This window comes from Arthrobacter glycogeni (assembly GCF_054510815.1).
The window spans coordinates 1-16,363 of the sequence record NZ_JBTNDV010000006.1 but is presented as its reverse complement, the minus strand read 5'-3'; the positions used below and the strand labels follow the sequence as shown (position 1 = coordinate 16,363).

General features: G+C 62.6%; 12 protein-coding genes and 1 riboswitch. Of the genes, 8 read left to right on the top strand and 4 right to left on the bottom strand.

Features of this window, described 5'->3' with window-relative positions; genetic code table 11:
- A riboswitch (cyclic di-AMP (ydaO/yuaA leader) is annotated at positions 1–161 on the bottom strand.
- Positions 162–875: 714 nt separating this feature from the next.
- Entirely contained in the window at positions 876–3,968 is a 3,093-nt protein-coding gene (locus tag ACX80G_RS07955; protein ID WP_459307046.1) for an Ig-like domain-containing protein, read from the top strand.
- A gap of 96 nt (positions 3,969–4,064) precedes the next feature.
- Here the strand turns inward: ACX80G_RS07955 and mutM are convergent, their stop codons facing one another.
- From mutM to ACX80G_RS07935, 4 genes are all read right to left on the bottom strand, one after another.
- Positions 4,065–5,084, bottom strand: coding sequence for a bifunctional DNA-formamidopyrimidine glycosylase/DNA-(apurinic or apyrimidinic site) lyase (mutM, locus tag ACX80G_RS07950; protein WP_459307044.1), 1,020 nt, complete (start codon positions 5,082–5,084; stop codon positions 4,065–4,067).
- An 8-nt stretch (positions 5,085–5,092) separates the two neighbouring features.
- Positions 5,093–5,899, bottom strand: a complete 807-nt coding sequence (rnc, locus tag ACX80G_RS07945) for a ribonuclease III (protein WP_459307043.1) — start codon at positions 5,897–5,899, stop codon at positions 5,093–5,095.
- Positions 5,900–5,962: 63 nt separating this feature from the next.
- The gene (gene rpmF, locus ACX80G_RS07940) at positions 5,963–6,166 is read right to left on the bottom strand and encodes a 50S ribosomal protein L32 (protein ID WP_024476178.1); all 204 of its coding nucleotides are present in this window, start codon (positions 6,164–6,166) and stop codon (positions 5,963–5,965) included.
- 2 nt (positions 6,167–6,168) lie between these two features.
- Positions 6,169–6,735 carry a YceD family protein gene (locus ACX80G_RS07935; RefSeq protein ID WP_459307041.1) on the bottom strand — a complete coding sequence of 189 codons (567 nt, stop codon included), beginning with the start codon at positions 6,733–6,735 and terminating at the stop codon, positions 6,169–6,171.
- Positions 6,736–6,996: 261 nt separating this feature from the next.
- On the opposite strand from ACX80G_RS07935, the gene ACX80G_RS07930 reads away from it, so the two are divergent.
- From ACX80G_RS07930 to ACX80G_RS07900, 7 genes are all read left to right on the top strand, one after another.
- On the top strand, positions 6,997–7,590 hold the full coding sequence (locus ACX80G_RS07930) for a YdcF family protein (protein ID WP_459307040.1): 594 nt from the start codon (positions 6,997–6,999) through the stop codon (positions 7,588–7,590).
- Positions 7,591–7,703: 113 nt separating this feature from the next.
- A complete protein-coding gene (locus ACX80G_RS07925; RefSeq protein ID WP_459307038.1) occupies positions 7,704–8,048 on the top strand; it encodes a DUF3140 domain-containing protein in 345 nt (114 codons plus the stop codon).
- Between the two features lie 51 nt (positions 8,049–8,099).
- The gene (locus ACX80G_RS07920) at positions 8,100–8,504 is read left to right on the top strand and encodes a TOBE domain-containing protein (protein ID WP_459307037.1); all 405 of its coding nucleotides are present in this window, start codon (positions 8,100–8,102) and stop codon (positions 8,502–8,504) included.
- Position 8,505: 1 nt separating this feature from the next.
- Entirely contained in the window at positions 8,506–9,276 is a 771-nt protein-coding gene (gene modA, locus ACX80G_RS07915) for a molybdate ABC transporter substrate-binding protein (protein WP_459307036.1), read from the top strand.
- Positions 9,273–10,139, top strand: a complete 867-nt coding sequence (locus ACX80G_RS07910; protein WP_459307035.1) for an ABC transporter permease — start codon at positions 9,273–9,275, stop codon at positions 10,137–10,139. The genes modA and ACX80G_RS07910 overlap by 4 nt, the downstream gene beginning before the upstream one ends.
- Positions 10,136–11,173 (top strand): sulfate/molybdate ABC transporter ATP-binding protein, encoded by a 1,038-nt coding sequence (locus ACX80G_RS07905; RefSeq protein WP_459307034.1) that lies wholly within the window; start codon positions 10,136–10,138, stop codon positions 11,171–11,173. The genes ACX80G_RS07910 and ACX80G_RS07905 overlap by 4 nt, the downstream gene beginning before the upstream one ends.
- Positions 11,174–11,421: 248 nt before the next feature.
- The coding region (locus tag ACX80G_RS07900) for a peroxidase family protein (RefSeq protein ID WP_459307032.1) at positions 11,422–16,363 on the top strand (4,942 nt) is incomplete at its 3' end.

Here is a 16,363-nt window from a genome sequence, read left to right as displayed (position 1 = left end):
GTTGCCTCTCCCAGTGCCTGCGAAGTTAGCTGTCGGATTCGGATGGGAGCCACCCGGGTGCGATACCGCACCTTTACCCCTAGGCCGTCTTACGACGACCACTACTGGTTCCCCCGCTTCTGCCGGATGTATGCGAACGGACCTCGCGGCAGCGGCAGAATTAGGCAATCTGTCGGGAGGACGCTGAGTTGAACGGAACAGAGCGTGCCGTCTACTGTACCTATCGCTATGAGGTTTTGTCACATTTAGGTCACGGAGCCAGTGTGCCGTTGTGTGCCCCCGGTGGCGGCGACGGGCGACCGCCTCGATGATGGATTGCGTGCGCGGATCGATGATCCGGATTACTCCCCGGGTTACATTTCGCTGCCAGTCATTGCGTTTTCCGGCCAGAGCCGCCATCAGTTCGCGCGGCGCTACAAGCAGTGCGGCCCGGAAATTGACCCTACCGAGCCCGGCACGGGAAGGTTCCCTCCGGCATGCTATGCCGCCAAGCTTTTGAAATGTCCTCACGGTATCCATACCTAATGGTTACCTGCCCGCAGGTGCTGCCGGACGGCGACATGTATTAAGTGGGTAAGTCTCCTGGGTGGAGGACAAGTCATCCAGTGGTGTCAGGACGAGAATCGGATGCCGACCTCACCGGAGCCGCGCTTCCTCGTTCACTGAGGGTCACTGTGTTTCGGCGTGAGGCCATTTAGTGGTAATTATGCGGGCGGTGCGTCCCGCCCGCATGGCCCCGAATTGATGGTCCCGGGCAAGGTTTTCCCATGGTTGGTTCGTCAACATTGGAGGCGCCAGAACTAATGGCAGCCTGCAGTGACTTCACGGCGTAGCCGGGAGCACCGGAACCAGTAAGGGGAATCATCATGTCGGCAGTGAACAGCAAAACCGCTCGGGGTTGGCAGACAGGGAATACTGGGGATGAACCCGGTCTGCACCGAGGTGCAGGGCAGGGCCGTCGGAAGACTTTCCTGCGCCGGTTCGCCACCGTGACTGTTGCCTCCCTGCTGGCCGCATCCATGGCCCCTTTGGCTGCCGTGCCTGCGTTGGCTGCGACGGCGGGCATGAGCCCGGTCGACCCCCAGAATGGATTTCCCACCTGGTATTCAGACGGCAACGTCAAACTTCAGCTGTGCTACATGGCCGGAGCTGGTTGCCTGGCTGAACCGCCGGACCCAAACTCCCCGGCGTCCTACCCCGATAATTTTCCGGAAGAAGCGTTCTGGTTCAACGCAGGGGCATCCGGCGGAAAGCTTGGGCTCTACGAAGCGGCACTGGAAGGTGCCCACCTGAACGGTGTCGTAACGGCTGGCGAGCAGATGGGCTTCGGCCGGCTTCGGTTCATCGTCGAGGACCTCCAGCCAGGCGCCAGCTACACCATTACGCACCCCTACGGTGTCAACACGTTCGTCGCCGAGCAAGACCCGAAGGTGGCAACGGCCGGACGCATCAAGCAAACCATTGACGCCGGAGTCTGCGCACCCACACCCCAGCAGCCCTGCGATTGGGCCAGCGTCGGGCAAGCCTTCCTGGGCGACAACTCAGACAGCACGACATCGACCTTCCTGAAGCAAGTTGGCGCAGCGCCAGGAACGCTTGGCGACATCAACACAGCACGCGCCGTCACCGGTGCACCGACCGGAAACAACTTCGTGCGGGTGGACGGCCCGGACGCCGGCGGTCCCGGCGTCAACACCCTTACCGTCAACACCTTCACCGTCCAAGGCCTGATCTTCAACGGTGCCGACGCCGCCCCTTCGACCCCCGACCTCGCGCCGGCGAGCGACAGTGGAAAATCAGGCACAGACAACATCACCAATGTGACCAGGCCGACCCTCACCGGAACCGTACCGGGCGTCGGCGTCAGCGAAGCGACGGTGGAGTTGCTAGTGGATGGCGCCACGGCTCCAGCTGCAACGACCACCACCACCGCTGGCGCATACTCGGTTCTCCTGGACACAGCCCTCACATCCGGTACCCACAGGGTCCAGGCCCGAACACCCAATCCCGAATACACAGTGGACCCAGCAACGGGTGAACCGGTTGATCCCACGATTCCCCAATATCTCATCTCGGGAACGCTCACCTTCAAATTGGACACGGTCGCTCCGCCCGTCGCTATTGTGGCGCCTTTCCCGTCCAACCCGACCGCCGACACCACCCCAACCGTGAACTTCACGTCCCCGGAGCCAAGTGTCAGCTTCGAATGCCAGCTGGTGCCAAGCAACCCCGACTGGGATCCAACCTGTGCCTCACCAAAGAGCTACGACCCACAGCTCAACGGGACTTACACTTTCAACGTCCGCGCCACCGATCCCGCGGGTAACGTCGGAACCCAGGCCACCCGGACCTGGACCATTGGCCCGGCTGACACCATTGCACCAACCCTCAGCGCGCAATCGCCTTCAAGTAACGCCAGCGGGGTCCCCATGCTCAACACGATCTCCGTCAGATTCTCCGAACCGGTCAGAAACGTTGATGCATCAACGTTCATCCTTCAGGATCCTGCGGGCGCCATCGTGCCGTCGACCGTTACCTTCGACACCGCCACCAACCAGGCGGTCCTGGATCCCACCAACCCTCTGGCGGGCAGCACCCGCTACACCGTCTCACTCAAGAACACCATCGCGGACCTTTCCGGAAACCAATTCGCTGGCAGCACGTGGGCCTTCATCACTACTGACACAACCCTCCCGACCGTCACCTCCCGCAGCCCCCTTACCGGCGCCACCGGCGTCAGCACCACAGGGAACATGACGGCGACCTTCAGCGAAGCCGTCCAAGGCGTCAGCGGGACAACCTTCACCCTGAGAAACGCCGCCGGAACAGCAACCGCCGCCACGGTGTCCTACAACGCCACCACCCGGGTCGCGACCCTGGATCCCACGGCGACCCTGGCAGCGAACACCAATTACACGGCTACCCTGACCGGAAGCACAACCAGCATCCGAGACACCGCCAACAATCCTTTGGCCACCACGTCCTGGTCCTTCACCACCGGAGCCGCGCCCGACACCACCGCCCCAACCGCCACCTCCCGCAGCCCTCTCACCGGCGCCACCGGCGTCAGTACTTCAGGGAATGTTACGGCGACCTTTAGTGAGGCCGTCCAAGGCGTCAGCGGGACAACCTTCGCCCTGAGAAACGCCGCCGGAACAGTAACCGCCGCCACGGTGTCCTACAACGCCACCACCCGCGTCGCAACCCTGGATCCCACGGCAACCCTGGTGTCGGACACGCGCTATACCGTTGCTCTGACCGGCGGAGCCACCGGCATCCGGGATGCTGCCGGCAATCCCCTGGCCACCCAGAGCTGGGCGTTCACCACCGGTCCCGCCCCGTCGGTGACAGGACGGACACCGGGCATCAACGCAACGGCAGTGAGCACGACGGGAAACATCACTGCCACGCTGAGCGAGTCAGTCGCAGGAATCAGTGGAACGACGTTTGCGCTCCGGAATGCTGCGGGGACAACCGTCGCCGCGACAGTGTCCTACAACGCCACGACCCGCGTCGCGACGCTCAATCCCACGGCTACTCTGGCTTCGGACACGCGCTACACGGCGACCCTCACCGGAGGAGCCACCGCTATCCGGGACGCTGCAGGAAATCCCCTGGCCACCCAGAGCTGGTCGTTCACCACCGGTCCCGCTCCAACGGTGACAGGAAGGACTCCGGGCATCAACGCAACGGCAGTGAGCAGGACCGGTAACATCACCGCAACATTCAGTGAGGCCGTCACTGGAGTCAGCGGCGCCACCGTTGCCCTTCGGACCTCAGCCGGAGCAGCCGTCACAGCTGTAGTGTCCTACAACACCACTACCCGTGTCGCCACGCTCAACCCATCGGCAACCCTGACAGCCAACACCAGCTACCGAGTCACCCTGACCGGCAGCACCACGGCACTGCGCGACATCGTGGGCAATCCGTTGCTCACTACGACATGGAACTTCACCACCGGCCCATGACACGCTCCCAGTAAGTCGACGAAAGCGGCCCCGATCAGTAAGCCTGCCTGAATCGGAGCCGCTTTGTCGCGTCGGCGCCACCAGCCCTTTCCGAATTTACCAACGGCCGTTCCGGGGTTTCGGCTGACACCGGGGGCAGGTGAATGACGAACGGTTCATAAACATCTCACGACGCATCAGCGCGACCCCCTGGAACAACGGATCACCGGCGCAGCGGCTGCACGGTTCGCCCTCCCGGCCGTAGGCGTTCAGCGAACGCTCGAAGTATCCGGAGCTGCCGTTGACGTTCACGTAGAGCGAGTCAAAGCTGGTGCCGCCGGCCGCAAGCGCCCGGACCATGACGTCGCGGCAGGCGTCAACTAACCGCGACGCGTCGGCGCGTCTCATGGAGTCGGTCGGGCGCGCGTAATGCACCTTCGCGGCCCAGAGTGCTTCGTCGGCGTAGATGTTGCCGATCCCGGAGATCAGACCCTGGTCGAGGAGCGCCCGCTTGATACCCGTCTTGCGCCGTCGCAGCTTCGCGAAGAAGCTTTCAAAGGAGAACACGGGATCGAGCGGGTCGCGGGCAATGTGGGAGGCCTCTGCCGGAATCAACGGCAGGGGGCTCTCGCCAAGACCACCCGGCTGTCCGTCGTCGGTCGACACCATCGACGTCACGAAGAGGCCACCGAAGATGCGTTGATCAACAAACCGCAGTTCCCCCGGCAAAGGCCCAGTCGGCCCCCCCGCCGCCGACAGCGTCAGTCTGACCCGTAGGTGCTTTTCCTCGGGCGAGCCAGCGTCTTTGACCAGCAACTGCCCACTCATCCCCAGGTGAGCCATCAGGGCCACGGGCGCGACATCAGCGGACGAACCAGCCAGCGCCAACGACGCCGACGACGCCGACCCAGTGCTGACTATCTCGGCCGGGGCAGCCAACGGCATCCACAGAAATTTTCCGCGGCGCACCACGTCGAGGACCCGGGCCCCCACCAGGTTGCCGCTGAAGTCGTCGGCGCCGAGCCCGTGACGGCGGATGGACCGGAGATCGAGGATGTCGACGTCGTCGATGGTTCGCCCCAACACCCAGCGGGCGAGGCCACGGCGCACCACCTCGACCTCGGGAAGTTCAGGCATCGGGAAAGTTAGGCTGACTCAGTCGACGCCGCGGCGGCAGCACCAGGATCGGCAAGCTCAGAAGCGGCATGGTCATGAGCCGGGGTGGCAGCGGCAGGTACAGACACCGAGTAGGCGGACGACTTGGGCTCTGCGGCCATCACCCGCAGCATCTTCCATGACGCTGCTGCCGCTTCCTGCTCGGCTTCCTTTTTCGACGGACCGGATCCTGAGCCGTACGGCAGACCGCCCACCGTGAGCAGAGCCTCGAAGGTGCGGGCGTGGTCGGGCCCGGTGCCGGTGACCTTGTAGTCGATGACGCCGAGCCGTCGTGCGGCGGCGATCTCCTGGATGCTGGTCTTCCAGTCGGTGCCGGCGCCCATCGCCGCTGCGCTGCCGAGGAGAGGAGCCACCAGCCGCATCACCATGGCCCGCGCCACTTCAATACCGTTACTCAGGTAGGTGGCCCCGATGACGGCTTCCATGGTGTCGGCGAGGATTGAGGCCTTGTTTTTACCGTCGGTCAGCTTCTCCCCCTGCCCGAGCAGGACGTGCTGGCCAAGTTCGAGCTCGCGAGCAATACCGGCGAGCGCGCGGGTGCTGACGACCGCGGACCGGCGCTTGGCGAGGTCGCCCTCGGACAGGTCGGGATTATCGCGGTACAGCGCATCGGTCACCGCCAGTCCCAGCACAGAGTCACCGAGAAACTCAAGGCGTTCGTTGGTGGGGATGCCCCCCTGCTCGTAGGCAAAGGAGCGGTGTGTCAGGGCAAGACGAAGCGTCCCGGCGTCTATAGAGACACCGAGACGCTTCAAAAGGTCTTCAGTATTTGCCACGTCTACTTACGCATTCGCATAAGAACGCTGCGGGCACCACGTTGCCGGGGCGCGCAGCGGTCGTTAGACGTCGGCTACTTTGCGTCCCTTGTACTCAAGGAACAGTGCAGTGCCGGCGGAGTCGGTTACTACCTTGGCCTGGTGAGCCAGGCTGTAGGTAACGCGGCCGTTCTCCACGGTCTTCACCAGTTTGGGCGCAGTCGCCTTCCACTGGGACCGACGTGCACGGGTATTCGAGCGGGACATTTTCCGCTTAGGAACAGCCACGACTAACTCTCTTCTCTCTCGACAGACTCTGTACTTGTTGCCGCATCGCTCGACGCGGCAGTGCCAGTCAGCCCGGTAAGGGCGGACCAACGGGGATCCAAAATTTCGTGCTGATGATCGGGGTCATCCGCTAGGTGTACTCCACATTCAGAACACAAGCCCTCGCAGTCCTCCCGGCATACCGGCTGGAACGGCAGCGACGTTACCACTCCGTCCCGAAGCACCGGCTCAAGATCAATTGAATCCCGATCAACCCGGTGCTCTTCAACAAGCTCATCTCCTTCGGACAACTCGACGTCGTCGTAATAGAAAAGCTCTTGCACATCGATGCTGCTGTCGTACCTGATGGGATCCAGGCACCGACCGCATTCGCCCACTATCTCGACGTCTGCGGTACCCGATACCAGGATGCCTTCATGTACTGCCTCAAGTCTCAGATCCAGTTCCACAGGGGAACCTTCCTGAACACCGATGAGAACCACACCGAAATCCTTAGGTGCAGGTACATGTTCTTCGATTGTTCGCATGCTGCCTGGGCTGCGCCCGAGGTCCTTGACATTGAATATCAAAGGCGAACTGAGATCGCTCTTAATGGGAACTCCTGTAGAACATATGACCGACGTATCATCTTAGCCTGATAAGCCCGCCCGGCTCAAACCAGGGCCCGCGGGCCCTGCATGCGGCGTACGCCGACGGCGAGTGCCGTTCATGCTCCACCTCACCACGGATTCGGTGCAGTTCCAAACCCGCCACGCGGGTCGGAGCGGGATCGACAACGCTCCGACCACCGGTCCCCCATCACTGGACTACCTACCCGTAAGCTTTGTCCAGTGAAGATCCCCCCAGCCGCCGGTGCCATCTGGCCGTGGCTGCGACGATCAATGACGCTGCTGGCCGCTCTTCTCTGCGTCTGGCTCATTGCCTGCTACTCCCTGTTCATCAATCCTCCGGTGTTTGGCTCCGACCAGGTGGCCGGCGTTGAGGCGGACGCTGTTGTGGTGCTCGGCGGTGACAGTTCAGAACGCCTCCCGGTGGGGCAGGAACTGGTGGCAGCCGGGCATGCTCCCATCCTGGTCATGTCGAACACCGACACTCCGGGCAACGTCGACGCCGACAAGTTGTGCCGGCGACCGGCCCACGTGTCGCGAGTGTGCTTTGAACCGGATCCGCGCACCACCCGCGGCGAGGCTCGAGCCCTGGCCCGGCTCGCTGCGGACCGGGGATGGGACAGGCTGATCGTTGTCACCTCGGACTATCACGTGCTGCGGGCCTTCACGAATCTGAGCCAGTGCTCAAACTCGACGTTCATCATGGTGCCGTCCCAGCCGGACCACGGGCTGCTTGGCTGGCTCCCCCGGTTTATCGAGGAAAGCGCGGCCCTCACGGCGAGCTACCTGCGACCAGTGTGCGCCAACCGCATCTGATCACCCTTCCCCGCACCATGGTGCAACAGCGATATTGGTCAGTATGCTTAGGTTCACCTGGGCCCCGCCAGTAAAGCGATGCCCCACCCACTAACCGGGAAGTAGCGCCAACGATGAGCAATTCCGAAAAAACGCTGGATTCGATCTGGTCCGACTGGACACAGGCTGTCAACATGAATGCCTCCACCCTGAAGCACTGGCTCGACACCGACGAGTCCAAAGCAGTCGGACAGAAGAGTGGCAGCGAGGAATCAGTGGGTCATGAATCCGGTCGTCGGATTGTCAAGATTCTAGAAACCAACAAGGCAGATCTGAGCAACGCCGATGTCGAGCACATGCACAAAGTCGTGGGCTACATCCACCGGCATTTGGCACAGAAACCCTCCTCCAACCTGGAAGACTCGCGGTGGCGATACTCCCTGATGAACTGGGGGCACGACCCCCTCAAACAGGAGTAAAACGCTCAGCCATCCCCACATAGCCGCACCTGCTGCGATAGAGTGCAGATTATGTCGCAGATAAGAATCAGGGATGCTGCCCATTATCTCGGGGTCAGCACCGATACGGTGCGCCGGTGGGTGGAGGAGGGCACGTTGTCCGGCGATAAGTCGGAGTCGGGGGTCACCACGGTGGACGGGCTCGGACTGGCACACCTTGCCCGCGAGCGCGCTGTACTACCTGATGATCCGTCGGGAATGGCCAGTTCGGCCCGCAACCGGTTTGTGGGGCTGGTTACCCGGGTGGTGTCGGACCAGGTCATGGCCCAGGTGGAGCTGCAATGCGGCCCGCATCGGGTGGTGTCGCTGATGAGCGCCGAGGCAGTCCGCGATCTGGCACTGGAGCCCGGTTCGGTGGCTGTTGCAGTGGTGAAGTCAACGACAGTCATTGTGGAGACGCCGGGAAGGAAGGCCTGACGTGGCTCGCCCCTCCCGCACCCTATCGGCCGGATTCGGCCTTGCCGTTCTACTGTCGACCACCGCCTGCGGCACACCCAGTGACCCCGCGCCCACCGACGACCAAACGCTGACCGTGTTTGCCGCAGCATCGCTGCAGTCAACGTTCACAGAACTCGCCGACGACTTCGAAGCAATACACCCCGGCGTGACCGTCACGCTAAGCTTCGCCGGGTCATCCGATCTCGCCACCCAACTCTCGGCTGGTGCCCCCGCCGACGTGTTCGCGTCGGCGGACACCGTCACCATGGGCCGGCTCGTCCAGGAAGGTCTGATAGACGGCAACCCGGTGCCTTTTGCTACCAATACCCTCACGATCGCCGTCCCGCCGGGCAATCCGGCGGGTGTTGAGCAGTTCAGCGACCTCGCCGACCCCGGCACGAGCGTGGTACTTTGCGCTCCCCAGGTGCCCTGCGGTGCTGCAGCCACCCAAACGCAGGAAGCAGCCGGTGTCACGGTGAACGCCGTTAGCGAGGAATCATCGGTGACCGAGGTGCTCGGGAAGGTGCGCTCCGGTGAAGCCGACGCCGGACTGGTTTACGTCACCGACGTCCTCGGCGAGGAAAGTGGCGTCGAGGAGATTCCGTTCGACGAAGCAGCCGACGCCGTCAACATCTACCCCGCGGGGGTAGTTGCGGACGGCAATACCAGGCTCGCCGCCGCCTTCCTTAACCTTCTGACCGGGCCGGAGGGGCAGGACGTCCTGACTGAAGCCGGCTTCGGCCCCCCATGAGCGACCATCCCAGCATCGAGTACCCGTTGAAAGGGCGCCCGCCCGATAAACCCTCAACTAAAAGGCCCCAGTCAATCCGCCACGGGATTCCACCATGGGTTTTCGTCGTCGCCGGTGCTGGCGCACTCTTTGTCATGTTGCCGCTCGCAGCAATGATTTCCCAGGTGAGCTGGTCCCAGTTTGTCCCGCTCATCACCTCCGAATCGTCGCTGGCCGCGCTGGGTCTGAGCCTACGAACCTCGCTGATCAGCACAGTGCTGTGCGTGGTCTTTGGGGTGCCGATGGCTCTGGTGTTGGCCCGCACCGACTTTCCCGGCCAACAACTGATGCGGGCTCTGGTGCTGCTGCCGCTGGTGCTTCCGCCGGTGGTCGGTGGCATTGCCCTGCTCTACACGTTTGGCAGGCAAGGACTGCTGGGCACCAGCCTTCAAATCCTTGGCATTGACATCGCCTTCTCGACCACCGCCGTCGTGATCGCCCAGACCTTCGTTGCACTCCCCTTCCTGGTACTAAGTCTTGAGGGTGCGATCCGGTCGGCGGGCAGCAGGTACGAGGCGGTGGCCGCTACCCTCGGGGCCCACCCCGGGACCGTCCTGCGCCGGATCACCCTCCCCCTGGTGTTGCCCGGGCTGGTTTCTGGCATGGTGCTGTCCTTCGCCCGCGCGCTTGGAGAGTTTGGTGCCACCCTCACCTTCGCCGGCAGCCTGCAGGGCACCACCCGGACGCTGCCCCTGGAAATCTACCTGCAGCGGGAGACCGACCCGGATGCCGCCGTCGCCCTGTCCTTAGTGCTCGTAGTGGTGGCGGTGCTGGTGGTAGGCCTGGCACACCGGTCACGCGCCCCGGTCCGCGACGCGCCATGAGACTGGTAGCGGATGTGCGGGTGGCAGCGCGGGGGCTGAATCTTCAGCTCACCGTGGAGAGCGGCGAAACGGTCGCCATCCTCGGCCCCAATGGTGCAGGCAAGTCGACGCTACTCGCTGTCCTTGCCGGACTGCTACGTCCTGACGGCGGCAGCGCCGCGTTGGGCGACACAGTCCTCTTTGATGACACATCCTGGCGTCCGCCCTACGACAGGGGTGTCTCGTTGCTGGCGCAGGAGCCGCTGTTGTTTCCGCACTTGAGCGTGCTGGATAACGTGGCCTTTGGTCCGCGGAGCCAGGGCACCGGTCGGGCCGCGTCACGAACTGAGGCGATGCGCTGGCTTCGTGAGGTTGAGGCTGTCGAGTTCGCTGACCGTCGACCGTCGGAACTCTCGGGGGGTCAGGCCCAGCGGGTGGCAGTCGCCAGGGCGTTGGCCACCGATCCGAGGCTGCTGCTCCTTGACGAACCGATGGCTGCGCTGGACATTGCAGTCACCCCGGCGATGCGCAGGACGCTACGGCGGGTACTGACGGGCCGAAGCGCCATCATCGTGACCCACAACGTGCTTGACGCGCTAATGCTTGCTGATCGAACGATTATCGTCGAAGCCGGCGCAGTGGTGGAGATGGGACCAACCCGTGAGGTGCTGGAACGCCCCCGCAGTGCGTTTGGTGCGGGGTTGGCCGGGCTGAATCTGGTGACCGGCGTCAGCATCGAGGGTGGTCTGGAGACCACCGCGGGGCTTCGGCTGTCGGCACTCGCCGAAGTGCCGCTGGGTCTGGCCCAGGAGGCTGCTGCGGTGTTCAGCCCGCGGGCGGTCTCGGTGTTTGTGGTGCAACCATCGGGTAGCCCCAGGAACGTGCTACCCGTCACCATCACCGACCTGGAACAGCGTGGTGAGCTCATAAGTGTTCGAGCCGGACAGCTAAGCGCCGATATCACCGCCGCCGCTGCGGCTGACCTTGACCTGATACCTGGCCTGCGGGTGTTCTTTGTGGTCAAGTCCACCGAAGTGACCCTTTATCCGCGGTAAGAATCACCGGGGTCAGCGTCAACAATTTTTCTGGTGGGACGACCGGTAGAACTATAAGTTTTTCACAACTTGCATCCGACAGCATGAGGGCACCTAGATTCGTCCAAAGACCGGGGTGTGTCATGAATATTTTCGGTAGGAAAAGTCCGCTATTAACGCATGAGTCACCTCAAGGGGCGGGGGAAGCGGTTCCACGCATCCCCGACCGAGATCAGGCCCGGGTCAGACCACAAACATCCGGTCACCGATTGTCGGTCCGCATCGCAGCGATTGCCACCGCCCTGGTCTTTCCCCTCGGCATGTTGCTACCGGTGACCGTAGCCAACGCCGTGGTGGCCCCCACCGGTCAGGGGTTCACAGTGACCCCCTCGGATCTCGCCTTCATCCTGAAGCAGATCAAAATCTCCGAGGCGCACGTGGCGAACACCACATCCGAGACCGGCCCCTGTGGCGCGCTGGTGGGAACAGGGCCCAACCAGATTGCCACTCCCCTGATTTCACATGGTCTCAGGACGGTTGATGGTTCCTGCAACAACCTGCAACCGGGGCAGGAAACCTTCGGCGCCGCTGATCAGGTGTTCCCGCGGTTGGCGCCGGCCAAGTTTGGCAGCGCGGAGGCGGGGTCACTGGGTGGCCCTCCCGCACCAACCAGTTATCAGCAGACATCCGGGAATGTCTTCGACTCACAGCCACGCATCATCAGCAACCTGATCGTGGACCAGACCTCAACCAACCCTGCAGCTGTAGCTGCAGCCGGTCTGCCCATCAGAAGCCAGAACAACCCCGGGGTCACCCCGTGCACCACAGATCCCGATCCTTTGGCCGTGCCAGCGGTAGACGCTGTCCCTGTCGGCTGTACACCGTCCTTCCAGACCCTGTTCATTCCGAATGTCACCACGGATGTGGGGCTTTCTCCTCCGTACAATTCGCTGTTTACCCTGTTTGGACAGTTCTTCGATCATGGAATCGATCAGACGGTCAAGGGTGGCGGAACCGTCTTTGTTCCGCTGAAAAGTGATGACCCGCTGATCGCTGGACCGGACCACAAGGTTGGTACCGCCGATGATCTGGATTCGCACCTGCGGTTCATGGTGCTGACCCGGGGGAAGAACCAGCCGGGCCCCGACGGACAATTGGGCACAGTGGACGACATTCGTGACGCCCTCAACACCGACACACCCTGGGTTGACCAAAGCCAGACCTACACCTCCCACGCCTCCCACCAGGTTTTCGTGCGCGAGTACGTCAATAACGCCAATGGACGCCCGGTGTCGACGGGCAAACTGCTGGGCGGACCTGCGGGTCCCACTGCGGGCGGCATGGCTACCTGGGCGACCGTCAAGGCACAGGCCGCATCGCTGCTGGGCCTGCGCCTCGAGGATAAGGACGCTCTGGACGTCCCCATGATTGCCGCGGATCCTTACGGTAAGTTCATCCCCGGCCCCGTTCGGGGGCTGCCACAGTATGTGACCCTCACCGGACTGGTTGAAGGCGACACTGCAGCTCCTGTGCCTGTTCCGGACAACGTCAGGTACTTTGAGACACCGTTCCTGACCGACATCGCCAACAACGCAGTTCCAAAGCCCGGCTTCACTCCGGACCCCGACGACGTCGTCACGCCATCCCTGACCCCTTGCGCGCGACCAGGAGTTCCGGTGGGCTGCGTCAACCAATACGACAACGAAATCCTGGACCTGCACTTCGCAGCCGGTGATGGCAGGGTCAATGAGAACATCGGACTGACCGCCATCCACCAGGTGTTCCACTCCGAACATGACCGGATGGTCAATGACATCAAGAACACCCTTACCGCAGATACCTCCGCTGCTGGCGTGAAAGCACTGGCCGAATGGAAGGCAGCACTTGGCGCTGACGGTTGGAACGGTGAAAGGCTGTTCCAGGCCGCCCGTTTTGTGACGGAGATGGAGTACCAGCACCTGGTCTTCGAGGAGTTTGCCCGCAAAGTCCAGCCTGCAATCAACCCCTTCGAACCGTTTGCCTTCACCCAGACCAACGTCGATCCGGCAGTTACCGCTGAGTTTGCCCATGCGGTTTACCGTTTTGGACACTCCATGTTGACCGAGACGATCTCCCGGCGCAACGAAGACCGGCCAGGTCCGGACGGCGAATTCGGCACCTCCGACGACATAGCGGGATCCCAGAATGACATTTCTCTCCTTGAAGGGTTCCTTAATCCCCCGGCCTACACCGATGGCGGTCCGGCCGGGGCCCTGACCTCCGAGGAGGCTGCGGGCAGCATCTTCATGGGAATGTCCGATCAAGTGGGTAACGAACTCGATGAGTTCGTTACCGAGACCCTCCGTAATAACCTGTTGGGTCTGCCGCTTGACCTGGCGACAATCAACATTACCCGCGCCCGTTCGGAGGGCATTCCCCGCCTCAACGTGCTACGCCGCACCATCCACGCTGCTACAAATGACGCCCAGCTGCGGCCTTACGTCAACTGGATCGACTTCGGCGAAAGCATCAAGCACCCGGAGTCCCTGGTGAACTTCGTTGCAGCGTACGGCATGCACCCAACTATTACCGGTGCGACGACTTTGAAAGCCAAGCGCACTGCGGCGCGGGAGATTGTCAATCCAAATGTGGCCGCGGGAGACGTACCTCCTGTGGACGCCGCGGATTTCATGAACAGCACCGGCGCCTGGGTAAACAATGGAACCTCATCCATTACCGGGCTGGACAACGTTGACCTCTGGATTGGCGGTTTGGCTGAGCAGACAAACGTCTTCGGGGGGCTGCTCGGAAGCACCTTCAATTACGTGTTCGAAAGCCAGATGACCGATCTGCAGAACGGCGACCGCCTGTACTACCTCGCCCGCACGCCCGGTATGAACCTGCGCACCCAGCTTGAGGGAAACTCCTTCGCGGAACTGGTCATGCGCAACACGAATGCGAAGAGCCTCAAGGCCGATCCCTTCGCCACGTCGGACTGTAAGTTCGAGTTGAAGAACCTCGCTGGCACCCCGGCCGGGTTTGCTACGTTCGGCAACACCGTCGCTAACGATCCAAGCAGTGAATGCGATGAGGCTGCCCTGCTGATCCGCATGCCGGACGGAACGATCAAGTACCGTGCGCGAAATACGGTCGACCCGGCCGGTATCAACGGACAGAGCGTTTACAACGGAACGTCGGGCACCGACCGGATCTTCGGTGGAAATGACAGCGACACCTTCTGGGGCAACGCAGCCAACGACATTATCGAAGGTGGCGACGGAGCCGACGTCGCTTTGGGCGGTCTTGGCAATGATGTCCTTACCGACCTCGCTGGCGACGACGTACTTAAAGGCGGCCCCGGTAACGACGCCATCGACGCAGGTCCCGGGCTGGATCTGCTCATGGGCGGTGACGGCAAGGACTTCACCAACGGCGGCGGTAACGCCAACACCACCTTCGCGGGTGAAGGAGACGACTTCCTGATCCTCGGCGAGGGTATTGACCAGGGTATTGGTGACGGGGGGGACGACTGGATCGAGGGTGGTGACCAGCCCGACGGTCTTATCGGTGACAGTTCCAATTTGTTTTTCACCGATGACAACAAGCCTGGCCACGACATCGCTATCGGCCAGGGTGGGGACGATGACTACGACCTGGAGGGTGGGGACGACATCGGCGTCGCCGGACCGGGAATTGAGAAAAACTCTGGCGCCGCGGGTTACGACTGGTCCATCAGTCAGGGAGATCCCCAGGCGATGGATGCGGACCTCGCCCTTCCCATTCCACCGCTGGATGTGTTGACAGCGGGGGTCAGGGACAAGTTCAACGAGACCGAGGCCGTGTCAGGCTGGAACTTGAATGACAAGATCCGCGGCGACAGCCTGGTTCCCAGTGAAGTGGGTGGCGGCGGATTCATCGGCTGCGACGTTCTTGACCAAGCAGGCGTAGATCGCATCAGAGGACTCAGCGCCCTGGTTCCTACCTCCGCGCTGACCACCCCGCTGGCTGATGTCGCTGCCAAGTCGGTGATCGGCCCGGGAGAATGTGCTGGGCTCGCTGGACCCGTATGGGGCGCGGGTAATGTTTTGCTCGGCGGCGCCGGGAGCGACCTGATTGAGGGCCGTGGCGCCAACGACATCATCGACGGCGATGCCTACCTCAGTGTCCGGCTCAGCGTCCGTAACGCAGCCGGCGAGCAGATCGGCAGCGCATCAGTTGAGGGCGTCGGTCAAAGTGCCATGGCCGCTCAGTACCTGCGCGACGTCAATGGCAACCTCACCGGGCCAACCCTGCAGCAGGATGTCTTTGCAGGGGTAGTCGATCCGGGGAACATCGTCATCGTTAGGGAGATCCTTTCCCCAGCGAACGGGACGTCGGTGGACATTGCACAGTTCTCTGATCTTGAGGCGAACTATGATGTAACCACCTCCCCCGCGGGAGCCACGTTGGGTTCGCCAGGTTCGGTCACCACCGTTGTTCACGCCCGCGGCACCCTGGCCGACGGCACCGACACCCTGCGGAATGTTGAACAGCTCCGGTACTCGGACTCCGTTGCTCCAGCGGCACCGGTGATTGGAACGGCCACGGCAGGCAACGCCTCCGCTACTGTCCGGTGGACCGCACCAACGGGTCTTGTGACCAGCTATAACGTGCGGGTCATCGATTCCGCTGGCGCTACGGTGGGCGCACTACGGACGGCCGCCGCCGATGCAACCAGCGAGGTGGTCACAGGCCTGGTCAACGGGCAGGCGTACCGGTTCCAGGTGCAGGCGGTCAACGCGGTGGGAGCAAGCCCGTTCTCGGCCCTGTCCACCGCGGTAACTCCCGATGTGGTCCCCGCAGCTCCAACGAATGTAGTCGGAGTACTCGGAAACGCACAGGTGACCCTGTCCTGGACCGCTCCGGCACTAAATGGTGGAACGGCCATCACCGAATACCGGGTACAGGTGCTTACCGGCACAACGGTCCTACGAACGGTGACGTTCGCTGGCACCGCAACGACGGATCGCCTAGTTACCGGTCTGACCAATGGCACCGCGTACACCTTCAGGGTCCAGGGGGTTAACGCCTTCGGGATCGGCGCACTATCTACAGCCTCCGCCGCAATCACCCCAAATGTTGTCCCGGCGGCACCAGTGATTGGGACTGCCACGGCGGGTAATACCACGGCTACAGTCCGGTGGACGGCGCCAGCCGGAACCGTCGGCAGCTACAACGTACGGGTAGTCAACG

What these genes read in the sequence shown, in the direction of transcription:
- ACX80G_RS07925 (WP_459307038.1), top strand. Translation starts at nt 7,704, where the DNA reads ATGAGCAATTCCGAAAAAACGCTGGATTCGATCTGGTCCGACTGGACA.
- mutM (WP_459307044.1), bottom strand. Translation starts at nt 5,084, where the DNA reads ATGCCTGAACTTCCCGAGGTCGAGGTGGTGCGCCGTGGCCTCGCCCGC.
- ACX80G_RS07905 (WP_459307034.1), top strand. Translation starts at nt 10,136, where the DNA reads ATGAGACTGGTAGCGGATGTGCGGGTGGCAGCGCGGGGGCTGAATCTT.
- ACX80G_RS07910 (WP_459307035.1), top strand. Translation starts at nt 9,273, where the DNA reads ATGAGCGACCATCCCAGCATCGAGTACCCGTTGAAAGGGCGCCCGCCC.
- ACX80G_RS07920 (WP_459307037.1), top strand. Translation starts at nt 8,100, where the DNA reads ATGTCGCAGATAAGAATCAGGGATGCTGCCCATTATCTCGGGGTCAGC.